This window comes from Cryobacterium sp. CAN_C2, assembly GCF_015751745.1.
Classification (GTDB): Bacteria; Actinomycetota; Actinomycetes; order Actinomycetales; family Microbacteriaceae; genus Cryobacterium.
Genome location: NZ_JADOUX010000007.1, coordinates 119,022 through 144,386, shown reverse-complemented (window position 1 = coordinate 144,386; position 25,365 = coordinate 119,022). Strand labels below are relative to the sequence as shown.

General features: G+C 64.0%; 23 protein-coding genes. 17 read left to right on the top strand and 6 right to left on the bottom strand.

Annotation, left to right across the window (positions count from 1 at the left end; all coding sequences use genetic code 11):
- Positions 1 to 283 precede the first annotated feature (283 nt).
- Together IWX77_RS08065 and mobF are read left to right on the top strand one after the other, a co-directional pair.
- Entirely contained in the window at positions 284 to 2,065 is a 1,782-nt protein-coding gene (locus IWX77_RS08065) for a serine/threonine protein kinase (RefSeq protein WP_196843995.1), read from the top strand.
- Positions 2,066 to 2,776: 711 nt separating this feature from the next.
- Positions 2,777 to 6,304, top strand: a complete 3,528-nt coding sequence (gene mobF, locus IWX77_RS08060) for a MobF family relaxase (protein WP_327012120.1) — start codon at positions 2,777 to 2,779, stop codon at positions 6,302 to 6,304.
- 52 nt (positions 6,305 to 6,356) lie between these two features.
- On the opposite strand, the gene IWX77_RS08055 is transcribed toward mobF, so the two are convergent.
- Positions 6,357 to 6,971, bottom strand: a complete 615-nt coding sequence (locus IWX77_RS08055) for a hypothetical protein (protein WP_196843994.1) — start codon at positions 6,969 to 6,971, stop codon at positions 6,357 to 6,359.
- Between the two features lie 228 nt (positions 6,972 to 7,199).
- Between IWX77_RS08055 and IWX77_RS08050 the strand changes: the two genes are divergently transcribed.
- The 5 genes from IWX77_RS08050 to nadE all read left to right on the top strand — a co-directional run bounded on the left by IWX77_RS08050 (position 7,200) and on the right by nadE (position 12,027).
- On the top strand, positions 7,200 to 8,384 hold the full coding sequence (locus IWX77_RS08050) for a competence protein CoiA (RefSeq protein ID WP_196843993.1): 1,185 nt from the start codon (positions 7,200 to 7,202) through the stop codon (positions 8,382 to 8,384).
- Between the two features lie 269 nt (positions 8,385 to 8,653).
- Positions 8,654 to 9,040, top strand: coding sequence for a sulfate permease (locus tag IWX77_RS08045; RefSeq protein ID WP_327012121.1), 387 nt, complete (start codon positions 8,654 to 8,656; stop codon positions 9,038 to 9,040).
- 76 nt (positions 9,041 to 9,116) lie between these two features.
- Positions 9,117 to 9,383 carry a hypothetical protein gene (locus tag IWX77_RS08040; RefSeq protein ID WP_196843992.1) on the top strand — a complete coding sequence of 89 codons (267 nt, stop codon included), beginning with the start codon at positions 9,117 to 9,119 and terminating at the stop codon, positions 9,381 to 9,383.
- Between the two features lie 8 nt (positions 9,384 to 9,391).
- Positions 9,392 to 10,615, top strand: coding sequence for a hypothetical protein (locus IWX77_RS08035; RefSeq protein ID WP_196843991.1), 1,224 nt, complete (start codon positions 9,392 to 9,394; stop codon positions 10,613 to 10,615).
- A 590-nt stretch (positions 10,616 to 11,205) separates the two neighbouring features.
- On the top strand, positions 11,206 to 12,027 hold the full coding sequence (nadE, locus tag IWX77_RS08030; RefSeq protein ID WP_196843990.1) for an ammonia-dependent NAD(+) synthetase: 822 nt from the start codon (positions 11,206 to 11,208) through the stop codon (positions 12,025 to 12,027).
- Between the two features lie 31 nt (positions 12,028 to 12,058).
- On the opposite strand, the gene IWX77_RS08025 is transcribed toward nadE, so the two are convergent.
- The gene (locus IWX77_RS08025) at positions 12,059 to 12,829 is read right to left on the bottom strand and encodes a hypothetical protein (RefSeq protein WP_196843989.1); all 771 of its coding nucleotides are present in this window, start codon (positions 12,827 to 12,829) and stop codon (positions 12,059 to 12,061) included.
- A gap of 100 nt (positions 12,830 to 12,929) precedes the next feature.
- Complete coding sequence (locus IWX77_RS08020) at positions 12,930 to 13,175, bottom strand: DNA mismatch repair protein (protein ID WP_196843988.1); 246 nt, start codon at positions 13,173 to 13,175, stop codon at positions 12,930 to 12,932.
- 146 nt (positions 13,176 to 13,321) lie between these two features.
- Between IWX77_RS08020 and msrA the strand changes: the two genes are divergently transcribed.
- The 5 genes from msrA to IWX77_RS07995 all read left to right on the top strand — a co-directional run bounded on the left by msrA (position 13,322) and on the right by IWX77_RS07995 (position 17,386).
- Positions 13,322 to 13,846 carry a peptide-methionine (S)-S-oxide reductase MsrA gene (gene msrA / locus IWX77_RS08015; protein WP_196843987.1) on the top strand — a complete coding sequence of 175 codons (525 nt, stop codon included), beginning with the start codon at positions 13,322 to 13,324 and terminating at the stop codon, positions 13,844 to 13,846.
- Positions 13,847 to 14,052: 206 nt separating this feature from the next.
- On the top strand, positions 14,053 to 14,592 hold the full coding sequence (locus IWX77_RS08010) for a single-stranded DNA-binding protein (protein ID WP_196843986.1): 540 nt from the start codon (positions 14,053 to 14,055) through the stop codon (positions 14,590 to 14,592).
- Between the two features lie 35 nt (positions 14,593 to 14,627).
- Positions 14,628 to 15,212 (top strand): DUF6993 domain-containing protein, encoded by a 585-nt coding sequence (locus tag IWX77_RS08005; protein ID WP_196843985.1) that lies wholly within the window; start codon positions 14,628 to 14,630, stop codon positions 15,210 to 15,212.
- Between the two features lie 5 nt (positions 15,213 to 15,217).
- Positions 15,218 to 16,900: an energy-dependent translational throttle protein EttA gene (gene ettA / locus IWX77_RS08000; protein ID WP_196843984.1), complete on the top strand. Its 1,683-nt coding sequence runs from the start codon at positions 15,218 to 15,220 to the stop codon at positions 16,898 to 16,900.
- An 18-nt stretch (positions 16,901 to 16,918) separates the two neighbouring features.
- Positions 16,919 to 17,386, top strand: a complete 468-nt coding sequence (locus IWX77_RS07995) for an acyl-CoA thioesterase (RefSeq protein WP_196843983.1) — start codon at positions 16,919 to 16,921, stop codon at positions 17,384 to 17,386.
- Between the two features lie 30 nt (positions 17,387 to 17,416).
- On the opposite strand, the gene IWX77_RS07990 is transcribed toward IWX77_RS07995, so the two are convergent.
- Entirely contained in the window at positions 17,417 to 17,860 is a 444-nt protein-coding gene (locus tag IWX77_RS07990; protein WP_196843982.1) for a Rieske (2Fe-2S) protein, read from the bottom strand.
- A gap of 330 nt (positions 17,861 to 18,190) precedes the next feature.
- Between IWX77_RS07990 and IWX77_RS17065 the strand changes: the two genes are divergently transcribed.
- A complete protein-coding gene (locus tag IWX77_RS17065) occupies positions 18,191 to 18,502 on the top strand; it encodes a sigma factor-like helix-turn-helix DNA-binding protein (protein WP_327012122.1) in 312 nt (103 codons plus the stop codon).
- Between the two features lie 502 nt (positions 18,503 to 19,004).
- Complete coding sequence (locus IWX77_RS07980; RefSeq protein ID WP_196843981.1) at positions 19,005 to 19,175, top strand: hypothetical protein; 171 nt, start codon at positions 19,005 to 19,007, stop codon at positions 19,173 to 19,175.
- 8 nt (positions 19,176 to 19,183) lie between these two features.
- Here IWX77_RS07980 and IWX77_RS07975 read toward each other — a convergent pair whose 3' ends face one another.
- Positions 19,184 to 20,059 carry an acyl-CoA thioesterase gene (locus IWX77_RS07975; RefSeq protein ID WP_297413258.1) on the bottom strand — a complete coding sequence of 292 codons (876 nt, stop codon included), beginning with the start codon at positions 20,057 to 20,059 and terminating at the stop codon, positions 19,184 to 19,186.
- Between the two features lie 68 nt (positions 20,060 to 20,127).
- Here IWX77_RS07975 and IWX77_RS07970 point away from each other — a divergent pair, with 68 nt between their 5' ends.
- Complete coding sequence (locus IWX77_RS07970; protein ID WP_196843980.1) at positions 20,128 to 20,805, top strand: hypothetical protein; 678 nt, start codon at positions 20,128 to 20,130, stop codon at positions 20,803 to 20,805.
- A gap of 4 nt (positions 20,806 to 20,809) precedes the next feature.
- On the opposite strand, the gene IWX77_RS07965 is transcribed toward IWX77_RS07970, so the two are convergent.
- Positions 20,810 to 22,363: a PucR family transcriptional regulator gene (locus tag IWX77_RS07965; protein WP_196843979.1), complete on the bottom strand. Its 1,554-nt coding sequence runs from the start codon at positions 22,361 to 22,363 to the stop codon at positions 20,810 to 20,812.
- 138 nt (positions 22,364 to 22,501) lie between these two features.
- Here IWX77_RS07965 and gabT point away from each other — a divergent pair, with 138 nt between their 5' ends.
- Together gabT and IWX77_RS07955 are read left to right on the top strand one after the other, a co-directional pair.
- Positions 22,502 to 23,869 (top strand): 4-aminobutyrate--2-oxoglutarate transaminase, encoded by a 1,368-nt coding sequence (gabT, locus tag IWX77_RS07960; protein ID WP_196843978.1) that lies wholly within the window; start codon positions 22,502 to 22,504, stop codon positions 23,867 to 23,869.
- A complete protein-coding gene (locus tag IWX77_RS07955; protein WP_196843977.1) occupies positions 23,866 to 25,362 on the top strand; it encodes an NAD-dependent succinate-semialdehyde dehydrogenase in 1,497 nt (498 codons plus the stop codon). The genes gabT and IWX77_RS07955 overlap by 4 nt, the downstream gene beginning before the upstream one ends.
- Positions 25,363 to 25,365 lie beyond the last annotated feature (3 nt).

Here is a 25,365-nt window from a genome sequence, read left to right as displayed (position 1 = left end):
CCATGGCTAGGCAAGTGTCGAGAAATCCAGGCGATAAATAGCCTCTGGATCACGTTCTTCGCGAACACGACCTTATGGTGTCCCGCGCGCGCTGCGATCCTCGCCGACTCGACTGCTCCAGCGCTGCAGCCAACACAGAACCCACTCCCACGCCTTTTGCAGATCGAGGATGAAGATGACGAATCGCGTTGGATGCGATCTCGTGAAGCGCGCGACGGATGACCGGCTGGCCTCGATTCGACTTGTCGCGCAAGCACCACGGGGGCGGTAGTAGCGTGGCTTCATGCCGAACCATGAGTCACTCATCATCGACGGAGTCACTTATGAACTCGAATCAGCCCTAGGACAGGGCGGATCAGCCGTCGTCTGGAAGTCTCGCCGCAGGCCCGACGACCTGGTTTTCGCGGTCAAACGGATCAGGAAGGATTCCAATGAGGGCTCCGCTCGCAACAAGCGTTTCGAGCAGGAGATCGGGTATGGCCAGACGGCGAACCATCCAAACGTCGTAAAGATCCACGCACGCTCGGACGACGCGAACTTCTTTTACTACGTCATGGACCTTTACCCTATGACCCTGCGAAACGTGATCAGCGACGAATTCGATGCCGAAGTGCTCCTCGACTACACACTCCAACTCTGCGGCGCGCTCGCGTACGTGCACAGCGGCGGCATCGTGCATCGCGACATTAAGCCCGAGAATGTGCTCGTCGACCCTGACGCGCGCCGACTAGTCCTGGCCGACTTCGGCATCGCGCACTTCAAGGACTCTGCGCTTACGGAGCGCGACGATCTCTTGGTGAACCGGAACTACCTCGCACCCGAACAGATGATGAGGAACAATGCTCACGGCATAGGCAAACCTGCGGACGTCTATTCGCTCGGCCTGATCATTACCGAGATGTTCACGAAACAGAACGCCCGAGGGAGACGGCACGCGCTTATACGTGAAAATTACCCGTTCCTGGCGGACCTCGACCTGATCGTTGAACAGATGATGCTCCAAGACGAGGGGCAGCGGCTCCGTATCGACACCGTGCGTGGCCTGATCAGGATGACGCTTCAGCGGCTTAACTCTACGATCGAGGAGATAGTCGATGAGTTGCGCCCAAACGAGCTGCCCGCCGGCGTTTCGCCTGGCGAGGTCGAGCGGATCCTCGGCCGGGCTGCGAGGGACGTGCTATCAGCCAGGCAGGTTTTCGAGCGGGTCACCGACCAAGAGCTTGGGCGATATAACCTCAACTATCACTGCGAGATTGAGTACCAGGTGAGCCCGGAGTTGTTCAACACCTGTGCTCAAGCTGTTGTGTACGCCCAGTGCAAGGCAAAATTCGATTACGAGGGCGCTGGGCGCTGGGACGAGCCTGACGACTCTCTGGTGTCATCGGTCGCCAAGCCCGCGCTTCTTCGCGAGCTGGAGTTGATTTTGGATGACTTCCCCCTCCTTCAGAGTTCACTCTGGGATGGGCTGCCGCGGCAGTCAACTCACTTGTTCAGATTCCTCAAGGACTACCACTGCAACGAGCTTCTGACGAGGATCCGAGCATCCGTCTACGGCCAGGACGCCGACTCATTAAGGGTCAATCTGATTGGTGCCCCGATCCTCTGGATCGCCCGATGCGTACGCGGGTATCTGGACACCGATTACCTGAAGCTCGACAATACGGTTCGCGAAGAGATCGGGTTTGAGCGCCACCTATCCGTGCTCTGGTCGGAGACGCTTCCGTTGGATTCGGCCCGCGAAGCGACTGGAGCGAAGCTCTTGTCCGAGCCGTTCAACGCCGACGACGTAGCGCTGACGCTCAAGACGTTTGAGGCGAAGTGGGATGTTTCCGTCGGAGAGCTCCCCAAAGGAGATTACTCGGTCATGTTCCGGGCACCCGACGAGTACCGTCGCTTCCACGACGAAGCGCTCGCTCTCGCAGAACCGGGCTCAGTGTTCGAGGCCGACGTACTCAATCTGCTCCGCCCTGAGGCGGAGTTCGACGATCTTGTCGCGCTCACGTGGGATCGGGACTTCGACGTGGCGATCACTCTCGGGAAGATCATGGGCACCCACTCGCCCTAGGTCTAGCCCATCGAGACCCTCCGGTGCGTTGAAGGATCCGCTTACGCGGCGCGAACGCGCGAATAGCTCGAGGCCATCACGAGCGTCACCAGGGCGGCGAGAGGTGCACGTTGAGTTGACGCTTAGCCTTCGATCCGGCGCCTTTGGTCTACTCATCGTCTACTCATCAGAATCAAGAGGCGACGACCCGAACCAGCAAGGTGAAATACGTAGGAGAGAACCGCACCGTTCCCTGTAAAAACAAGGGATCCTGGCGAACTTTCCGAAAAATGCGGTGTCAGCCCGTGCGTTGGAACCCCAAAGGTATAGCAGGCTCAGATCTTTCAAGGCCGACCTGAAATCGAGGCAGCCCTCGAGACTCCTGCTGGCCAGTCCTTGACAGGGCTTCCGTGTTCCAAGTGGATGATGCAGCTGAAGGGTTTACGGCCTTTTGCCTGGGGCGGCACGGGGTGCCGAAGCGCGGGGTCCATCACGCTGAGGGTCGAGCGTCGTCCACTACGGCCGACCGTGGCGACATAGACCACCTTCGGCCTTGCTGCGCTCGTATGCCCGAAGGATGTCGCCTCCGCCAGCGGTTGGGCGCGGTGAATCGTTGGCCACGATGGCCTGAATAATCTTGGCGGAATACTTGCCCAGTTGCTTGCAAAAATCCTGCGACGAAGAAGCGTCTGTCGAATGCTCTGGCGGTCGCGGCGCACCTTCAATGCAACTATGGAGGTAACTGGGGTGACGGTGTCGATGCGGGTGATGAGCGCAGGGGACGGTTACAAATACCTGCTGCGCACGGTCGCCGCTGGTGATGGCAAGCGACTTCTGTCGACTCCGCTGACTCGTTACTACACCGAGGAAGGGACGCCGCCGGGACGGTGGATGGGCGGCGGCCTCCGCGGCCTCGGCGAGGGACTCATCGTTGAAGGCGATGTCATCACTGAAGCGCAGCTGCAGTTACTCATCGGGTTGGGACGCGACCCGGTTACCGGCGAACCTCTCGGTCGCGCGTACCCGATGTATCGGCCGGCCGACGACCGCGCCTCCGACCCGAGAGGCGAGCTCGGTCCGACCGAACGAGCCGCGGCATCCGCTGAAGAGCAGTCGGACGCAGCACGCCGTCGGGCCGTCGCGGGCTATGACTTTACGTTTTCGATTCCGAAGTCGGCGAGCATCCTCTGGGGTGTGGGCGATGCGATCACCCAGGAGCAGATCGTGCACGCGCACCATGCGGCGGTGGCCGAGGTGCTGGCGTACATGGAGCGCGAGGTCGCGGCGACGCGCACCGGCTCGACGGCGCAGGGCGGCACCGTGGCGCAGGTCGATGTGACCGGACTGATCGCGACGGCGTTCGATCACTTCGACAGCCGGGCCGGCGACCCGCACCTGCACACGCACGTCGTGATCAGCAACAAGGTGCAGACCGTGCTCGACGGCAAGTGGCGCTCCCTCGACGGCCGGCCGATGCACGAGGCCGTGGTGGCGCTTTCCGAACTGCACGAGACGCTGTTTGCCGACGAGCTCACGCGATCGCTCGGCGTGCGGTGGCAGATGCGGGAACGGGGGCGAGATCGCCACGCGGCGTGGGCGCTGACGGGAGTGCCGGAGGCGCTCGTTGCGGAGTTCTCGACGCGGGCCCGGCACATCGATGTCGCAACTGACAGGTTGATCGAGGAGTTTGTGACCGGTCACGGGCGGCGTCCGACGCCGGTGACGATCATGAAGCTGCGTGCGCAGGCCACGCTCGCCACGCGGCCGGCGAAACAGGTACACTCGCTCGCGGACCTCACGGCGGCGTGGCGCGAACGCGCCGCGCACGTGCTCGAGCACGAAATGTTGACGGTCGCCGAATTGTCCCCAGTGTTGCTGCGTGCCGAGGACCTGCCGCGCCAGGCCGTGGATGCGCTCGGGGTGAGCGTGATGACGGCCGTCAGCGAGAAGCGCGCCACCTGGCGGCACTGGAATCTCACGGCCGAGGCTGCGCGCCAGACGATGCCGTACCGGTTCGCGTCGGCCTCCGATCGGGAAGTCGTCGTCGGTCTCGTAGTGGATGCTGCCGAGCGCGCGTCCCTGCGCCTCACGCCGCCAGAGCTCGCCGTGAGCCCCGTGGAGTTTCAACGGGAGGACGGGGCGTCGGTGTTTCGGCCGAAGCATTCCGTCGTGTTCACCTCGACCGAGCTGCTCGACGCGGAGACTCGGCTGCTCGAGCGGGCCGCGCTTCTGACTGCACCACGCGTGGCGCTCGGGTTGGCCGCTCGTTCTCGATTGCCGGGTGGCGGGCGGCTTGCTGACGACCAGCTCGAGGCGCTCGCGTCCGTTGCTGGTTCGGGCCGTTTCATCGATGTTCTGGTGGGGCCGGCCGGCGCGGGCAAGACGACGGCGATGAACGCGCTCCGGCGAGCGTGGGAGGCAACGCACGGAACCGGCTCCGTGGTTGGGCTGGCTCCGTCGGCTGCCGCGGCGACGGTTCTGGCGACGGATCTCGGTATCGCGACCGAGAACCTGGCCAAATGGTGGCAGACCCATGTTGACCAGGGCTCGTCATTTCGGGCTGGCCAGCTCGTAATCATCGACGAGGCATCGCTGGCGGGCACAATGCCATTGGATCGGGTCACCGCTCAGGCCTTGGATGCGGGGGCGAAGGTGTTACTGGTCGGCGACTACGCTCAGCTGCAGTCGGTCGAGGCGGGCGGTGCGTTCTCGCTGCTCGTGCACGATCGAGCGGATGCGCCCGAACTCATCGATGTGCACCGCTTCGTGCACGAGTGGGAGAAGACAGCGTCCCTCGGGCTGCGCCAAGGCAACCCCGACGTGATCGACTTGTACGGCTCGCATGACCGCTTGCGCGACGGCAGCACCGAGGCGATGGCGGATGCTGCCTACGAGGCATGGCGGGCGGACATCCGCTCGGGCAAGTCGGCCGTGCTGATCAGCGACTCAAACGAGGCCGTCGCAGCGCTGAACGTGCGCGCTCGCACCGAGCTGATTCTAGAGGGCCGGGTCGACGCGCTGCACGAGGTCGCCCTGCACGACGGAACTCGCGCCGCCGTCGGCGACACGGTCATCACCCGGCGCAACGACCGGCGGCTGTATGCGTCGCGCAGCTGGGTGCGCAACGGCGATCGGTGGAATGTGATCGGCGTGCATCGGAACGGTTCGGTCGAGGTGCGGCGGCAGGGTCGGCGGTGGGGGAGCACGGTACTGCTTCCGGCTTCGTACGTCGCTCAGCACGTCGAGCTGGGCTACGCGGTCACCTCTCACCGGGCGCAGGGGATCACGACCGACACCGCGCACGTCGTCGTCGCGCCGAGCATGCCGCGCGAGAACCTGTACGTGGCGATGACGCGCGGGCGCGAGGCGAACAGCGCCTACGTCGCTGTCGACCGGCCCGATGTTGCCCATGTGGGGCCGCGGCCGGGTGACGCTGCGGACGTGACGGCGCGCAGCATCCTCTGTGGCATTTTGCAGCACGTCGGGGCCGAGCTGTCCGCCCACGAGACTCTGGCGGCCGAGCAGGATGCGTGGGGATCGGTGGCGCAACTCGCGGCGGAGTACGAGACCCTCGCGGCCGCCGCGCAGCACGACCGGTGGGCCGCTCTGGTGCGAGCGAGTGGGCTCTCGCCTGGACAGGCTTCAGAGGCGATCAATTCGGATGCCTTCGGGCCTTTGACCGCGGAGCTGCGGCGAGCCGAGGCGCACTATGTTGACGTGGCGCGCCTGCTTCCACGCGTGGTCGCGGCTCGGGGTTTCGAGGATGCTCAGGACATCGCGGCAGTGCTGCGAGCCAGGGTCGCCGCGGTCGTGTCGCGAGATACCGGGGCAGGTCGCAGCCGCCGTTCTCCGCGGCTCGTTGCCGGCTTGATCCCTCGTGCGCTCGGACCGATGGATGCTGCCATATACCAGGCGTTGGTCGAGCGCGCCGACCTGATCGAGTCGCGAGCGTCCGCCGTGCTCGACCAAGCGTTGCTCGCGGGGGAGCCGTGGACTCGAGCCCTCGGCGCCGCACCACGCGGGTCGGCCGCCGCCGCGTGGCACCAAAGCGGATGCACCGTCGCCGCCTATCGTGACCGCTACGGCATCACTGGAAATCGACCCCTCGGTGCAGCTCCGGAATCGACGGCACAGAAACTCGACGCCGCACGCGCTCGAGTCGCCCGCGAAGCAGCGCACCGGCTTGCGGAAGAAGGCCACGCGCAAGATGGACCGAGACGCACTCTATCAACCCGAACCGCGGAGCTGGTCACTAGGTAGAACTTGGTTGACTGCACGGTTTCTACGAGCACCTTCATTTCCCCTGTCTCTACTAGTCGAGAAAGTACGTGGACACTTTCTCCTCGCTGACCAAGAGATCTTCTGTCGATACACCGATTTCATGCGCAAGAGAGATCGAGCCGACGAATGCGAGCCGCGGTTCCGGATCGAAAGCCTTTTCGAGCAGATTGAAGTAGTGATCCAGACCCTCGTTCAATTGCTCGATCAGAGCCTGATATTCGTCATCGAGCCTCTGATCGAGAGCCCTTTGATATTCAAGGTACTTTTCAATCAGCTGCTCCTCCCGCTTGGATAGTGAGTCTCTGACTGACCGGTACATCACCATCCCGACGGCGTTGCCGATGACAGCACCCAACACAGGGATCGGGATTGCTGCTTGGCCGATGAATGAAGAAAGCGCACTCACGGCCGCGTCAAGAGACACGAGCTCCGCGTTCTCTAGGAATTCGATTTCGGTGATTTGGCCCGTTCGAAGCTTGTGTGCCTGCTCGGCGATGCCAAACGAGGCGGTCACGATCGCGCTGGCAACAGCTGCGGATGTAGCCGTGAAATTGGTCAGGGCGTAGATGCTGAGCCCGCGCACTCCACCGTTCATCGTGCCGAGTCCGGTCTCACCTAAGCCTGGCAGGACTGCCCTGAGGCTCATGCATCGATTCGCGCATTGGCACCCGGGCCATTAGTCGCGCGATTCCGCCTGGTCCGTCAGCGTGTACGCGGTACCCGGCGAATCGAGCTGGCCAGAGACCCGCGATGAAATCTTCGTCTTGAAGTAGGTGTGGCGTTTCCCTTTGAGCCGGAATTCCTCGAGCCGTCCTCGAGCCAGTCCTCTACACCTCCACAATTCATGTCGCACCGCGCTACTAGACTCGGGCTCGTGCCCCTCGTCGCTCACTACAAAGACCAGCGTGTTGAAGCATGGCGCTTAAATCATGTGGAATGGGTCGCCCTCAAACAGGGTTACAGGGACGCAGGCGTCGCCATGGTCTGCGGAGAGCCCGGATACCCGAAGACTTCGCCGAACGGTTTGCAGTTTTTTGCTCACAAGTCAGCTGACTGCACAAGGCACGAGGGCGGCCCGGAGTCGCCAGAGCATCTTCAAACGAAGGCGTTGATTGCTGCCGCCGGTGAGGCCCATGGATTCGAAGCAATCGTCGAATCTCCAGCGGATGATCGGTCGTTCATCATTGACGTACTGCTTGTTCGAGGAAGCCGGCGTATCGCCGTCGAAGCGCAGTGGTCCAAGCAGAGTGACGCCGAGGTCAGTCGGCGAAACGCGCGGTATACGGCCGTGGGCCTCGAAGTCTTGTGGCTCGTCGGCCCTCGTAACCGTGAATCGGTGAATGATGTGCGAGCAGAGCATCTGAACGGCACCGTCGACAACATCACTATCGATCTCGCCCTCGATTTGGCCGAGTCGAGGACGACACTTCCGCTTGCTCACGGGCTTGACCTGCTCTTCAGCCAGGTCCTCGCTCCAAAGCTTGAACCCGTTGTTACCAGTGCCTACGTCGCCACCGCGATGGCGAAATGTTGGAGCGAAGAATGCGGCAAATGGATCTCTTACTGGTACGTGGTTGACGTGGACATTGAGACAAGATGCGGCCAGACGGCCGCAGTCTGGCTTGACGACTATGAGCCCTGGCTGCCTGAACGTGTCGAGGAGCGGCTACAGGCCAGCATCATTGCCCAGATCACAGCAAGTGGCTTACCGAAGCCAACGTACTTCGAAAAGCGATACTCCAAAGTGGTGGAGACGTATTACATCGCCCAGAACTGCGGCTACTGCGGCCTCGTTCAAGGCGATGGCCACATCGCCCAGGACCGCAAATGGACAGGGTATCGGGTTCCCGTCAGTGGTAGAGCCAAGCTGCCCGCACCCGCCTTTAGCGCCCAGCACCTCTGCCGAGACGCCGGCCGAGGAGCCTGTGACCCAGAGCAGAACGAAGTGCTCGCGCAGCCGAAGGAACCGAGCTGGCGGAGGTTTGGGCTGAGCAGCACTGAGGACCGCGAGTATGAGGCCGTGCTTCCGGCCAAAGGCGAGCGACGGTCAAAGCGGTGACCGGAGGGGTTATGGACGGGTAAACAGGCAAAGGCCGTTTCGACTAATTCATTCGTTCGCTCGCCGTCATGGCGTGCAGATTAGCGCGAGCCCGTGCGGGAAAGCGCGAGCAAGCATCCGTTTGCCAATTGGCACGCGGCACTTTCGCCCGTGCGCATCCAGTCCTACAGTGTTGGCAGGCAACCTCTATTACGCGCCGACGCTCGTTGCTACGGCATAACTTTCAGTCCCTTCAGGTTCTTGTTGCCGAACGTCTGAAAGGCCGCGCCATGTTCGACCTCATTCTGGCCGCGATCGCCCGCAGCTACTTCTTCTTGCGCCGTTTCATGCCGACCGCCATCGTGATCGACGCAATCAATACGCGGCGCGGGCTGAAGTGGGGTGTGCCTGCGATGCTGCTCGCCGTTCCTTATTCGCTCGCAGCTATCTATTGCCGAGCGCAGGTCGAAGTTGGTGGTCCGGGCTGGCTGAACCTGCTCGTGTTGCTGTTCCTTTTCAACACGCTCAAGTTTGTTTTGATCGGGCCGATCAGCCTGCTGAAATTGATCACGGTTCGCGTTCGTGAAGCCGTGGCACGCCGGCGCATCACCCGGACGCTGCTCGCCAACGACGTCGAGCACTTCGACGAGTCCATACTCGTTTCGCGGCACGGCTAACGGCACGTCTGGGCTGGCGTACCTCTTGTTAGCGGCATGATTGGCTCACCCAGGTCCGCGCACAGGAGGCTGCACCATGACGATCCCGCAGGAGCAATTCGACGACCTGCTCAGCCGCACCGCGCTGGCCGCGCTGTTCTACTATCCGGAAGTCGCCGTCGACGATGACGGCCCCCACCTGCAGAACGACATCGCGTACTGCCTGGAGCCCGTCGCCGGGATCGCGGACGAGGATGCCGAGCGGCTCCGACTCGCGGTCGGGCGTGTGATCGCGAATCCGACGGCGCATCGCTCTGAACTGCTTGCTTTGGTCATCGAGCTCGCCCCGCCGCCGGCCGAGTAGCCGCGATCATGAACGACCCATCTGAGGAAAACGCCGCGCCGCGGAAGGCGCTGGCGGAGCATCCGTCTGACGAGGCGGAGAAGCGGCGCCAGTATGTGGCGGCGAACCGCGACCGGATCCGCGAGCTGAATCGTCTATGGCGGTCCGAACATCTCGACCGGGCCCGGGAGCTCAATCGGGATTCGATGCGTCGGGCTGCGGCTCGCCGGCATCGCGAGGCGGAGGTGCGGGCGCGGGGGAGGCAGCGTGCGAAGCGCTGGCGGGAGGAGCACCCCGAGCGCAAGCGTGAGTATCAGCAGCGGTGGGTGGCGGAGAACCGCGAGAAGGTGCGCGAGTACTACAACCGCTACTACGAGGCGCATCGCGACGAGGTGAATGCCCGCGCCGCGGCCAGGCGGGATGCCGACCCCGAGCGCACGAAGCAGATCACCCGGCAGTGGGCCGAGCGCAACAAGGATCGCCGGGCCGAGTTACAGCGCAACCGGCGCAGCGACCCGGAGATCTACCAGTCCGAGCTAGAAGCCAACGCTGCAGCGAGACGTCGCAAGCGCAGCCTGAGCCGGGCCGGCCTCCCGCCGAAACTTCTGCACGCGACGACCGTGGCTGAGCGACGCACCAACGAGCGCGAAGCTGACGCCTATTTCAATGACCCGTCGCGGCCAGAGCATCTGCGGCAGTTCACCGTTTTCGCCGAATCGCTCACCGAGCACATGCTCAAGAATGGCGCCCGCATGCACGAGTTCGCCGAGGCCTACGTATCGTCGCGTGCCCGCATCGGGCTGCCGTCGGTGTCGGTGGAGGACGTCGTCTACGCCCGAGCCGTCGACATAGTCGCAGAGCGGATGCGGCGGGTCGACCTACTGACCGGCCGCGACGTTGCGGCGGCTGTGCGGAGTGCGAAGGCCGAGGTTCAGCGCGAGGAGCGGCAGCGGCAGTTCGAGCGACTCATAAGAACAATCGTGACCCATGCGCACCGCAATAGTGCCCGGTTTCGCGTCGACGCGGAGATGGACAACCAGGCTAGGACTCATCGGGGAAAGCCTTCTGTGCCCGTCGAGTCACTGGTCGTGCAGCTCGCGATGCAGGAGGTCATTGGGCGCGTGCCCACGAACAGGCTGACAATCAAGGATGCTCGGAACGCTGCCCGCCTCGCGAGGCAGCGCGTTGCGATGTCGTTCCAAGCTCGTCCGGACGCGGTAGACGAACGGATTCACCGACGGCCAGTCGGGTAACTTGCCTTTGGCTTGCCACACCCTGGATGTGGGCGGATTTCGCGGTCTCCCTAGACGCCTGCCCAGATCGGTTAAGCGCGGTCGCGACCGTTGTGCGGAAGCGCGGGGCTAGTCACAGGCGGTCACCACGTCAGGTGTGGAACCCGAGACCAGGAGTTCGGCTCGCGCTCGGTATCGTATGTCGAACGGGTGTGGGTTTGGGGTCGAACAGTGGGACTTGATGCGCGCACGTTTATTCAACGTTTATTGCGTCGAGACCAGCCGAGATGGGCCGAGGTATTGCGATAGAATTGTGCCAGATATCACAGGGAACTCCTGATCAGATCGAGATCGGACAAGATCAGTCTAGGTTTCGCAATGAGAGTCGCTGAGCCAAGAAGGGTCCGCCGCAATCCGATTGTCGTAGGTTCGATTCCTACCGAGGGCACCGCGAGAGAATCGTTTCTCGCTTCGGCGGGGTGCCGGAGTGCGGGGCGCCGGAGTGCGGCGTGCCTTGAGCGCTCGTCGATGACCAGGCGTGGTTGGCCTGTTCTGGGCGTTTTTTCGGGTGCGGTCGCTGCGCGAATTGTCGAGGATTGCTAGATTCAAGTATGCGAGAACTTCAGGCGCGAATCATCGCGGAACTCAACGTCTCACCCACCATTGACCCTGCCTCAGAAGTGCGTCGCCGGGTGAAGTTTCTCAAGGAATACCTCAAGGACACGGGCGCCCAGGGACTCGTGCTCGGCATCAGCGGAGGCCAGGACTCCACCCTCGCCGGCCGGCTCTGCGCACTGGCAGTCGACGAACTCGTCGACGAGGGCCACCCGGCGACCTTCGTGGCCGTGCGCCTACCCTACGCGGTGCAGCGCGACGAAGCAGATGCCCGACTCGCGTTGGAATTCATCCGCCCGCGATCGCAGGCCACCTTCAATATCGAACTCGCCGTCGACGGGTTCGAGAGCGAGTTCCTGGCGAGCCTCGACGTTGCGATGACCGACTTCACCAAGGGCAACGTCAAGGCGCGCTCCCGCATGATCGCCCAGTATGCGCTGGCAGGCCAGCTCGGTCTGCTCGTGGTTGGTACCGACCATGCCGCCGAAGCGGTCACCGGATTCTTCACCAAGTACGGCGACGGCGGCACGGACATTCTGCCGCTGACCGGTTTGACCAAGCGTCAGGGCCGCGCCCTGCTGACGGAGCTGGGCGCGCCCGAACAGCTCTATCTGAAAGACCCCACGGCTGACCTGCTCGACCACACTCCCGGCCAGACCGATGAGGCCAATCTCGGCCTGCAGTATGAGAACATTGACGACTATCTCGAGGGCCAACCGGTCGAGGACGAGGTCGCCGCGGCGATCGAAACGCGCTACCTCAGCACCGAGCATAAGCGGCGGGTACCCGCCTCGCTGTTCGACGAGTGGTGGCAGTGATGTCGACACCATCCAGCGTGTCGAGCTGCCTCTAGAGCGTCGGGGCCGCCGACGACCGCGTGAGCGGGTCTGTGCTGCGCACCTCGAGCTTGTTCACGTCGTCGAGCAGGCGCTGGGTCTCGGTAGACGGCGACGCGCTTGATGGCGATGTTGTCGAAACGGATGCCGGGGTGCGGTTGACGGCCGCAGGCGTGAGCGGCGCGGCCCGCAGCGGAGCCGGCGCGAAATCGGTCGCGCTGTACTGGTCGTGGTGCTGCTGGGCCACCCAGGCTTCCTGTTCAGCGAGCAGGCTCTTCTCGGTGGAGGAGTTCTGCGCCTTCCAGCGGTCCAGATCGCTCTGAAAAATCTTGCGTGCTCGGGCCGGCTTGTTCTGCCAGTCCACCAAGCGGTCACGAAACTCGACCAGGGCCGGCTCCAGCTGGTACCCGAAGGTGGCGGAGGTGCGCTTGAGCTCATAGAGCTCGTGGGCGGCCCAGTTCGCGGCGATTCCCGATCCACGGATCGGCAGCAACCGCACCTGAATGTCGGCCTGGCCAACCGCCCGGTCACTCATGACCTGCTCCTGCGGTGTCAAAGAATTCCAGACGGATGCTTCGGTGGCGGCATCGATAAGGGTCGAGATCGCGGCGACCTTGATCTCACGATCCCGCTGGGTGAGGAGCCGTTTGACGGCCCCGCGGGAGATCAACGCCGCCAGCACGCTGGCAATGACGATCGCGCCGATGAACACGACCGCGGTGAAAACCATCGGTTGGGTGCTGACATCGGTAAACCAGGCTACGAAGCTATTCCACCATTCCATGTGGTGGATTTTATCCGCGTCGAACCCTGTTCGCGGGGACCAGCCGCGGCGTGCCCCCGCGCAGTTGCCACTATTACATGTCGCTCTAGTAGATGACGCTTTAGCGAAAACAGTCAACCGCGTCGTCGATGCGACAGAAGACGCCGAGGTCTCGGGTGCGGGTCGCGAACACCACGCGTCTGGCGCTGAATCGGTCGCCGTCGACGCCGGCATGGCGTTCGAGATAGCCGATGACGGCGCCAGCCGGATCGACGATGCGCCACAGCCCGTCGCGCACGAGAATGAAACTGCGGCCACGAACTTCGGGAACTACTGCGTGAGCAATCGGTGCGCTGAGAGTGGTCATACGTGCTCCTTCGTGGTGGCGACTCAGCCGGCCGCGGGTGATTCTTTCACCGTATGGGCGACCACTGACATCCGCTTCGGGCGAACGCGCTCCGAGAGTGCCGCTTCGACCTGTGGCCGCAGCGACCGACCAGTTAGGCTGGCCCGGTGCAAACTTTCGTGGTCGCAGGTGGATGTTTCTGGTGTCTCGATGCCGTGTATCGGGTGCTGCGCGGAGTGAGCGATGTCGTGTCGGGGTACACCGGCGGTACAACCGCCAACCCGACCTACGAAGCGGTCTGCAGCGGGCGCACCGGTCACGCCGAGGCCGTCGCGGTGACCTTTGACCCCGACGTCGTTCCGGCGAGTGTTATTCTCGACGTGTTCTTCACGCTGCATGACCCGACCCAGCTCAACCGCCAGGGCAACGACGTCGGTACCCAATACCGGTCGGCGATGTTCTTCACCGACGACGAGCAGAAGCAGCTGTTTGAAACCGCCCGCGATCGGGCGAACGAGTGGTGGGGCTCCGCCATCACGACCACCATCGAGCCGCTCGGCGACTATCACGAGGCCGAAAAGTACCACCAGGACTTCTTCAATAAGCATCCCGGTCAGGGTTACTGCATGGCGGTCGCCGTGCCGAAGGTCAATAAGATTCGCAAGTCGTACTCCCACTACCTCGTGAGCTAGTTTCTCCTCCACAGTCGCTCGGCTGCGGGATTCTCCACTGATTAGGATGGCTTCAACCGAGAGGTCGTTTCGGGCGGCACACTCGCAGTGTGCGACCCGGGAACGGCGAAGACTGGCACGAGTTGCCGTTCCCGGGGCGTGTGCGCCGACTGTTTGTTCGGCGCTTGCGCGATCGTGTTTACGCGATAACCGTGCCGGGAGAAACTATGAGCGAGCACATCACGGTATCCGGAATCATCGGTACCGTCCCCCGCCGGACCTTCGCCAAAAACGGAGCTCCGATCACGTCTTTTCGGCTGGCCGCCCGCCAACGTCATTTTGACCGGGCCAAGAACGACTGGGTCGACGACGACACCAGCTGGTACTCCGTCGCGATGTTTCGCCAGCTGGCCACGAATGCGGCTCAATCCCTCAGCAAGGGCGAGCATGTCATCGTGTCGGGACGGTTGATCATTCGCAGCTGGACCAACGCAGAACGCTCTGGAACGGACGTTGAAATTGTTGCTGACTCCGTCGGCCACGATTTGACCTGGTACACCACGACGTCGGTGCGGAGTGGTGCGCCGGACCCTGCGGGTGCTGGGCAGACCGGGCCGGAACCGGTCGAATCCGCGGAATCCGCGGAATCCGTCGAATCGGCCACCGCAGATGAGGCGGAGCGGGCACACACCGACCGTTCCAGAGACGGCTTTGTTCCGATCGACACCGACGCAGATCGGGACGAGTATGCGCGTTTAGACTCGTAATATTGTCCACGCGTGTGGACTGGGGGAGGCAGTTCGTGAGCGTGGCAGAAGCAGCACGGCAGAATATGAACGCGAGTACGGTAAAACGGCGCGCCCGCTGTTCGTGGTTCACCGTGGGTGCGGTGGGCGCGGTGCTGATCCTCGGTCTCAGCCTGACCGCGTGCACCGGCGGCCCGGCCGAGCCCGCCGCCAGCGGGACGGCGCCGTCCACTTCGTCTACACCAGACGCCTCGCCCATACCGGAGCCCTCGCCCATACCGGAGCCCTCGAGCATACCGGAGCCCGACCCGACCCTGTTGCCGACCGGAACCGCCGCCGAAAACCTCGTCTATTTCAACTTTCTCGCCGCCGCCGTCACCAAGGCGAACCCTGCCGCCGACGGACGCGCCTACATCGACGCGCTCGTGGCCGGCGGGTTCGACCGAAACGCCATGGAAGTGACCTTCGACCGCACCCAGGCTGATCTCGCCGCGGACTCGGTCCAGTTCTCGCTGCGTTTCGCCAACGAATGCCTGATCGGCCAGATTGGGCCGGCTAGCGACGGCTTCCACAGCGTGGTCGCGCCCATTCTGTCGACCGGATTGTGTCTTGTCGGGTCCACCCGGCAAATAGACTGGTAACCACTATGGCCGAATTTATTTACTCAATGGTCCGCGCTCGCAAGGCGATCGGCGAAAAGCTGATTCTTGACGACGTCACCATGTCCTTCTTTCCCGGCGCCAAGATCGGTGTGGTCGGCCCGAACGGTGCCGGAAAATCCACCATCCTGAAGATCATGGCGGGCCTGGACACCCCGAGCAATGGTGAGGCGAGACTCTCCCCGGGTTACACCGTCGGAATCCTCATGCAGGAGCCGCAGCTCGACGAGGGCAAGACCGTGCTGGAGAACGTGCAGGAGGGTGTCGGGCCGATCAAGGCCAAGGTCGACCGTTTCAACGAGATCAGCCTCGCCCTCGGCGAACCCGATGCCGACTTCGATACCCTGCTCGCGGAAATGGGCGTACTGCAGGAAGCCATCGATGCAGCGGATGCCTGGGATCTCGATTCCCAGCTCGAACAGGCCATGGACGCCCTGCGCACTCCGCCGGGCGACTCCGAAGTCTCCAACCTGTCGGGCGGTGAGAAGCGCCGGGTGGCGCTGACCAAACTGTTGCTGCAGAAGCCCGACCTGCTGCTTCTCGACGAGCCCACTAACCACCTCGACGCGGAGAGCGTGCTCTGGCTCGAGCAGCACCTCGCCAAGTACCCGGGCGCTGTGCTCGCCGTGACGCACGACCGGTACTTCCTCGACCACGTGGCCGAGTGGATCGCAGAGATCGACCGCGGACACCTGTACCCGTACGAGGGCAACTATTCGACCTACCTCGAGAAGAAGCAGGAGCGCCTTCTCGTGCAGGGCAAGAAGGATGCGAAGCTGTCGCGTCGTCTCGCCGACGAACTCGAGTGGGTACGCTCCAACGCCAAGGGCCGTCAGGTGAAGTCGAAGGCCCGCCTGGCTCGCTACGAAGAGATGGTCACCGCCGCCGAAAGCACCCGCAAACTCGACTTCGAAGAAATCGTGATTCCGGTCGGCCCGCGCCTCGGCGCCCAGGTGATCGACGCGACCAAGCTGGAGAAGGGCTTCGACGGGCGCATGCTCATCGACAACCTCAGCTTCACCCTGCCGCGCAACGGCATCGTCGGCATCATCGGCCCGAACGGAGTGGGAAAGACCACCCTGTTCAAGACCATCGTCGGCAAGGAACCGCTCGACGGCGGCGAGCTGAAGATCGGCGAAACGGTCGACATCTCCTACGTCGATCAGGACCGTGGCGGCATCGACCCGAACAAGACGCTGTGGGAGGTCGTCTCCGACGGCCAGGACTACATCCAGGTCGGCAAGATCGAGATCCCCTCGCGCGCCTACGTGTCGACTTTCGGCTTCAAGGGCCCCGACCAGCAGAAGAAGGCCGGTGTACTCTCCGGTGGTGAGCGCAACCGCCTGAACCTGGCGCTCACCCTCAAACAGGGCGGCAACCTGCTGCTCCTCGACGAGCCCACCAACGACCTCGACGTCGAGACCCTCGGTTCGCTTGAGAACGCATTGCTCGAGTTCCCCGGTTGCGCCGTGGTGATCACTCACGACCGGTGGTTCCTCGACCGGGTTGCCACGCATATTCTCTCGTATGAGGGAACCGACGACAACCCGGCCAACTGGTACTGGTTCGAGGGCAACTTCGAGTCGTACGAGCAGAACAAGATCGAGCGGCTCGGCCCGGATGCGGCCAAGCCGCACCGCTCCGCCTACCGCAAGCTCACCCGCGATTAAGACAGACCGGGAGACCTTATGAAGCTGCACGTACCGATTCGCCTGCGTTGGTCCGACCTCGATGCGTACGGTCACGTGAACAATTCCGAGATGCTGCGCCTACTCGAGGAGGCGCGCATCCTGGCTTTTTGGGCGACCGACGACGGGGCGATCGGCGCGAGCACGGCCGTGCTCGACGGTCGACCGGGAGCTGCGACCCTGACGCTGATTGCGCGGCAGGAGATCGAGTACCTGGCGCCGGTGCCGTACCTGCGCCAGCCGCTGGACGTGCGACTGTGGCTCGGCAAGCTCGGTGGGGCCAGCCTCGAGGTGTGTTACGAGGTGTGCAGCCCCGAAGGGGTCTCACCCGAGGTGTTGTATGCGCGGGCGAACACCACGATTGTGCTCGTCGACGCTGCGAGCGAGCGTCCGCGTCGCATCAACGACACCGAACGCGCGGCCTGGGCGCCGTACCTCGACGCCCCGGTAGAGTTTTCCCGGCGCTGAGGAACCGCTGGCGACTGGTCAGGCTTGTCGTCAACCAGACATGACGGCGTTGCCGTCGACCGTGACGGTCACCGTGTCGAGCCCCCGCGGCGCCGGACCGCCGAGTACATTCCCGGTCGCGAAGTCAAACCGCGATTGGTGACAGGGGCAATCGAATTCGGTCGCCGCCGGCTTCACTTTGCAGCCCTGGTGGGGGCAGATTGCGCTGAAAGCAACGACCGTGCCGGATGTCGGTTGGGCGAGCAGAATTGCTTGTCCATCCAGCGTGACCGCGATGCCGCCGCCAACCGGGACGTCGGAGAGCTTGGCGATCTGGGTTGCCGTGGTCGGCGAGCCGGAATCGGTGCCCGACCGACTCGGATCGGTGGTGCCAGCGTCCGGCGTGCTGCTGCAGGCGGCCAAGGCCACGGCTGTAGCAGCGCTTCCTCCGGCCACGATGATGTTGCGACGGGTCAGGTTGAGTTCCGGTGTCATGGTGCTCCTCAATACACGAGTTCGCGGGTAAATCGCTGCTGCTTCAGCTGATAACGAAGTGACTGGCGATTTTGTTCACTACATTAGCGCTGCAATTAAACTTTAATCGCACAGTAACCGTGTCAGCAGGGGAGGTAGGCCATGACGGTTGAGCGCGCTGAACTGTTACCGGCCCTCCATGACGAACACGGATCACTTCTGTAGCACTACGTTGTACGGGTGACCCACTATTCTGCCCTCGCCGACGATGTCGTGCAAGAAACGTTACTGCGTGCCCGGCTACGGCCCCGACCAGTCGATCAGACCGATGTGGCGGCCTAGCTGTTCACGGTGGCCCGCAACCTCGTGATCGACGATCGGCGCTCGGCCAGGACCCGGCATGAGATTGTGACAGATCAGCTACCCGACGTGCCCACCGGCGACCAGACCGACGCGCTGCTGGACGCCTGGCTGGTTTCGGACGCACGCCATGACCTCTCACCCAACCACCGGGCGGTCATCGTCTGTGCGTATTTTCGGGGCCAGTCGGTGGCCGAAACCGCGCGGGACCTCGTCATTCCCGAAGGCACCGTGAAATCGAGGCTGCACTATGGCCTGCGAGCCCGGCGACTCGCACTGCACGAGCGAGGAGCGACGGAGTGAGGAGTGACGGAGCGAGGAACCCTCCAGCGGATCGGTACAGCGAGTGGGATGGAGCCAACGTGCTCGGCGCCCTGGTATCGGGGGACGGCCATGACTACGAACGAATAATGACTGCGCCGGCTGCAGCCAGGCGGTCGCGCACCTCGTGGGTCTGCCCGGGCTGCTCGCCCAGGTACCGAGCGAACAGGCCTTACTGCTCGGCCTTTCCGCCGATTCGACATCGGATACCGCTTCGTCGCTCTCGGCGGGCCCGCCTGCTGGTCGCCGGAGGCGTGGTCGTGGCCGCCGCGGTCGCTGCATCCGCTGCACTGGTCCTGCCTGGCTGGCTCGAGCAGCCCGGCATCGGGGCAGGCGAACCGGCCGTGGCCATGACCGCGATGGTACCCAGCCCACTCAAAGCCACATTCCGCCTCACCGGGAAGACTGGGGTACCCGCATCGACGCGAACTGCAGCTATGCGCACAACAGTGCTGACTTCGGTGCGCAGCCCTATGCCCTGTTCGTGACCGACCGGGCCGGCCGCGAGACAATCGTCGCCGGCTGGATCTTCGGGCCCGGCACCACAATCAGCGCGGCCGGCACGACGACCGTGGCCGAAAATGACATTGCGAGGGTTGATATTCGGTGGATGCCCGACGAACGCGTGCTCTTAAAGTCCAGACCGAGCTGGTAGCTGGCGCGCTACTCCAGAACGATGGGGACGCGCAGCATGCCTTCCTGCGCCACGGTGGCCAGAAGTACGCCCTCGCGACTGAAGATGCTGCCCGTGGCCAGACCGCGACCGCCCTGCGCGCTCGGGGAATCCTGCACGTAGAGCAGCCATTCGTCGACCCGACCGAAGCGGTGCCACCACATGGCGTGGTCCAGGCTCGCGACCTTGAGGCCGGGAGAGGACCAGGCGACGCCGTGCCGACGCATGATCGGTTCCATGATCGAGTAGTCGCTGGCATAGGCCAACGCCGCGCGGTGCAGGTCGGGGTCGTCGGGCAGCGCAGAGAAGGTCTTCATCCACACCATTTGGCGGGAGGTGTGTTCACCGTTGACCTTGAGATAGATCGGTGAGGGAACATGCCGCATGTCAAAGGGGCGCTCGCTCGCCCAATAGCGCGCCACCGAATGGTCGATGTGCGCAAGCGAGGCGGATGCCGTCGGCAGGCCTTCCGGATCGGGGATATCCGTCGGCATTTCCAGATGGTGTTCCAGACCCTCGTCGGTGTCCTGGAAGGACGCGATCATCGACAGGATCGGCACGCCGTCCTGGTAGCACTGCGTGCGGCGGGTGGAGAACGAGCGACCATCGTGAATGCGCTCGACCGAAAAGGTGATCGGCTGGTTGACGTCGCCGGGGCGCAGAAAATAGCCGTGCATCGAGTGCACGTGCCGTTCGTCGGGCACGGTACGCATCGCGGCGACGAGCGACTGGGCCAGCACCTGCCCCCCGAACACGCGGCCGAGCGGCATCCACTGGGACGGACCGGTGAAGATGTCCTCGTTGGTGCGGGCACCGGTGTCCGTCAGATCGAGGACGGCCAGAAGGCCTTCCATCGGCTTGTGCATGCTGTCTCCTCGGGCAAGTTCGCGACCGCGGCATGCGGGTGTTTCGTATCTTGGTAGTTTAGGAGATGATGAGCCAGTCATTTACTCTTACCGATTCCCAGTCCCTCAGCGACCTGATCGTGTTTCTCTCACGTTCCGGGCGTGTTCTCGACGGTTCCGTGCGCCTCATGGCGTCCGAGGGCGTTCTTGCGGTGTACACCGCCATCTTCTATCCGCGTGGTCTGCTCGACGCGAGTCCGACCGTGCTCGGCCTGCGCACCTTCTCCCTGCAGGAGCCGGTTGACCTCGACAAGGTCGTGCCGGTGCGGTCCCTGCTGGAACGCCTCAAACGCCTCGAATCCACCGCGCCTGATCTGACCCGGCCGGTCATCGTGACCGTTCCCCTCGAGGTGAACACCGTCACCTGGGCCGGTATCTCACCGCCGAAGGGCGGCTGGGAACCGCACGGCCAGACGCCAGCAGCGCACCTCGAAGCGGCCGCTCGGACCGGTATCGACGAGGTCGCCGCCGCCCTGCCGGAGGGCACTGGAGAGCTGATCGTCGAACGCGTGCGGTCCGAGGTCTGGGGCCGTCACGTCGACGGCCTCGAGTTCGTGCCGACCGGCGCCGGTTTTGCCGCGTTCAGCCTGGGGTTTCTCGCCGAAGACGAACCGGTGCAGCTCTTCGAGTCGGGGCTGTGGACCCGCCTCAGCACGAGTCGCGGCCATGTTCTGGTGCGGCGCAAGCCGTGGACCCTCAAGGCCTAGCCGGCTACAGACCGGCGGTGTCGGTCGCGAGCAGCGCCGCCCAGACATCCGCGCGCGCCGGAAACGACCCCAGATCGCGGTACAGCAGTTGTTCCGCCTGCTGAATGCGGCTGCGCACCGTGTGGCGATGCACCCCGAGCTGGGTGGCGGCTTCGCCGAAATGCCCATTGCAGAGCAGCCAGACCCGCAGGGTGCTCAGAAGCTCGGTGTTGTGCGCCCGATCGTGTGCCAGAACCGGTGCGAGTGTTGCCAGGCCGACCTCGCGGGCATCGGTTCTTGCCAGCAGTGCCAGCACACCCTGGCGGGCGACAACACTGAACTCGGTCACGCCCGGTGCGCTCTCCCGCGCCCGGGCCAGCGCCTGCTGGCCTTGATCGAGCGCGCGGGGCAGCTGTCGATAGGTGGTCGGCTCAGACAGTCCGGCGTGCAACTCAAACAAGGCGCACAGATTTGCCAGGATGCCGTGGGCCGCCCGGTCCAGACACAGCACGATGGTGTCGTCCTGGCGGGCGAAGAACAGCTGGCCGGGGGAGTCCTCGACGCGTAGCTCCAGATACTCGGTGATCGCGTCGCGGCGGAGAGCCGGCGCATCGACGACCGCGACCAGCACCGGTGCAACGGGGAGCGCACCCCACATCTGCCGGGAGATCTGATCGACGAGTTTCTGGTCACCCCCGAGCAGGGTGTGCATCAGGCCGGAGCGCAGCAATCCCTGTGCGCGATCGAGCGCGTTGTTCTGCTCCAGGGCCAACCCGGCAAGTGCGATAACGCTCGTGACGACTTCGGTGCTGGCCCGGTCGAGCGCTCGCGGACCGCCGAGGGCGAGCACACCGCGCAGGCGGTCGTGGCCACCGAGGGTTTGCAGGGTGAGGGTCTCTCCATTCGCGTTAACTGCGCTGCTGGAACGCTGCCCGCGGGCGAGCAAACGCCGGGCCTCGTGCTGAACGGTGGCAAGAGCTTCGGGGGCAGCGGTGAACGTGGCGCGGGGAAACACCCGGTCGAGTGTGCCGCTCGCGTCGAACAGCGCGACCCAGTGGCCGAGCTGGGCCGACAGCTCGGCGAGTGTCGCACTCAAACCGTCGGGTCGGAGCGCGGCGAGCGCGATGGCACGCTGTGCCCGCAGTGCCCAGGTAGCGCGCGCATACCGATCCTCGGCCACCAGGTCGGCGGCCGCCCGGGCCACGGCAATGAACGGAGTGCGATAGGGAACCTCAAACAGCGGCAGCCCGATCGAGCGGCAGGCCGCGATCAGCCCGTCGGGCGTGCCGTCCCTAATGACCTCGGTGCCAAAACCGAGCGCCGTGATGCCCCGCTCCTGCAGGCGCTCTATATAGGAGCGGTAGTCTGCGGGCGCTGTCAGGTCGCTGCCGAACTGTGTACCGGTCGTGAGCAGTACCTGGTCGGCTGACAGGAACGGGGTCGGATCGACCAGGTCGGAGCTGTGCACCCAGTCGACGGCTTTATCGAGCATCGTCTCGAGCGCGGCCGGGTCGGCGTCGCCGAGCACCGTGAGTCCGAGGTTCGGGTGGGCGACGAGCCTGCGCAGGGTGGGAAGCATGATGCCTTATACGAGTTGGCGAGAGTTAGTCATTCAACTATACAGCTGGGACATGTCATCGAAACTCCCATCTGTCTAGCCTTACCGAACTGGCATCGTGGCCGCGATACCGCCGTTTTTTTTGGATCGGACACTCTTATGACACTTGTAGACACTCCTCGTCTCACCGGCACGCCGCTTGGCGGCCCTACCCTGGCACAGGAACGCACGCTGGTCACGAACATCCCCGGGCCGAAATCGCGTGCGCTGAGTGAACGCAAAGCCCAGGCGGTTTCGGCCGGCGTCGGCATCTCGCTGCCGGTGTACGTGGTGGCCGCCGGTGGGGGCGTGCTCGTCGACGTCGACGGCAACTCGCTCATCGACCTCGGGTCGGGGATCGCCGTCACCGGTGTTGGCAACAGCGCCCCGCGCATCGTCGAGGCCGTTGCTGCCCAACTGGCCCAGTTCACTCACACCTGCTTCACCGTGGCGCCCTACGACTCCTACATCGAGGTGGCCGAAGCACTGAACCGTCTCACGCCCGGCGACCACGAGAAGCGCAGCGCGCTGTTCAACTCCGGCGCCGAATCGGTGGAGAACGCTGTCAAGATTGCCCGCCACTTCACCGGCAAGCAGGCCATCGTGGCCTTCGACCACGCATACCATGGCCGCACGAACCTGACCATGGGCCTGACAGCCAAGAACCAGCCCTACAAGAATGGCTTCGGTCCCTTTGCGCCCGAGGTGTACCGGGCACCCATGTCGTACCCGTTGCGAGACGGCGGCCTCGACGGCGTCGTGGCGGCGAACCGTGCCATCTCGCAGATCGAGAAGCAGATCGGGGCGAGCAACCTTGCCGCCGTCATCATCGAACCCATTCAGGGCGAGGGCGGCTTCATCGTTCCCGCCCGGGGCTTTCTCGCCACCCTGCTTGCCTGGTGCCGCGCCAACGAGGTTGTGTTCATCGCCGATGAAATCCAGACCGGCTTCGCCCGTACAGGACACATGTTCGCCTGCGAGTACGAGGGGATCGTGCCCGACATGATCTGCACCGCCAAGGGCATCGCCGGCGGACTGCCCCTGTCGGCCGTCACCGGACGCGCCGACATCATGGACTCGCCGCAGGCCGGTGGCCTCGGTGGCACCTACGGCGGTAACCCGCTTGCCTGCGCCGCCGCGCTTGCCACCATCGACACGTATGAAGCTGAGCACCTGGTCGAACGGGCCGCCACCATCGGAACGATCATGGGCAAGCGCCTCGGTGCGCTCGCCGCGTCCGACCCCCGCATCGGCGAGGTGCGCGGCCGCGGCGCCATGATGGCCATCGAGCTCGTCGACCCCGCCACGGGGGAACCAGACGCCGCACTGACCGGTCGGGTCATCGCAGCCGCCCACGCGCAGGGCGTGATCCTGCTGGGCTGCGGGACATACGGTAACGTCATACGCTTTCTGCCACCGCTCAGCATTCCGGACCACCTGCTGCTCGAGGGCCTGCAGGTTTTGGCCGACGGCCTGGCCGCCGCATGAGCGTCCTGCTGGAGGGCGCCGTTGCCTTCTCCGTCAAGGAACGCAGCACTGCGTTGCTCGCCCGCATACCCGACCAGCTCTACATCAATGGGCAGTGGCAAAATGGCACCGGGGAACCCATCGTGGTGACCGACCCGGCGACCGGGCGTGTTCTCAAACGAATTCAGAACGCATCCGCCGCTGATGGCGCCCGCGCGCTCGATGCGGCCGTTGCGGCCGCGGTCTCCTGGGCGGCCACCCCGGCTCGCGCGCGTGGCGAGATACTGCGCCGAGCATTTGACCTGCTGCAGGAGCGTCGCGAAGATTTCGCCTTGCTCATGACTCTCGAAATGGGCAAACCGATCGCTGAAGCCAACGGGGAAGTCACCTACGGCGGCGAATTCTTGCGCTGGTTCAGCGAGGAAGCCGTGCGCATCAGCGGTCGATACGGTGCCAACCCGGAGGGTACCGGCACGATGGTGGTCACCCATCGACCGGTCGGCCCGTGCTACCTGATCACGCCGTGGAACTTTCCCCTCGCCATGGCCACCCGCAAGATCGCCCCGGCGCTCGCAGCGGGCTGCACGGTCGTCGTCAAGCCCGCCGAACTCACTCCGCTGACCACACTGTTGTTTGTGCAGCTGCTCGAGGATGCCGGCGTGCCGGCCGGCGTCGTCAACGTGATCACGACGACGCAGTCGCAAGCGGTGTCGGCCCCGATCATCGCCGACCCCCGGTTGCGCAAGCTCAGTTTCACCGGATCCACGGTTGTCGGGCGAGCGCTCATCGCCCAGGCGGCCCAGAACGTGTTGCGCACGTCAATGGAACTCGGCGGCAACGCCCCGTTCCTCGTCTTCGCCGATGCAGATATCGAGAAGGCCGTCACCGGCGCCATGCTCGCGAAGTTTCGCAACACCGGCCAGGCCTGCACGGCAGCCAATCGGTTCATCGTTCACGCATCGATCGCCGAGGACTTCAGCCGTCAGCTGACCGACCGGGTCAACGCCCTCGTGCAGGGACCCGGCACCGACCCAAGAGTGAATCTCGGGCCGCTCGTGACCGACGCGGCCGTCGACAACATCGTTGCCCTCGTGCAGGACGCCCTCTCGCGCGGCGCCACGCTGCTCACCGGCGGCATTCGACCCGACGGGCCCGGCTCGTTCTACGCCCCCACCGTGCTGACCGGCGTAAGTGCCGACAGTCGCATGGTGCGGGAAGAGATCTTCGGCCCGGTCGTCGGAATCACCACCTTCGAAACAGATGAAGAGGCCATTGAATTGGCAAATGACACCGAATATGGACTGATCGGCTATATTTTTACCAACGATATGACCCGTGGGCACCGTATGATCGACAGTATCGACACCGGAATGATGGGCCTCAACACGGGTCTCGTATCGAACGCCGCAGCACCATTTGGCGGTGTCAAACAGTCCGGGCTCGGTCGTGAGGGCGGCCTTGAAGGCATCAACGAATACCTCTCGATCAAGTACACCCTCATTCCCGGATACTAACCC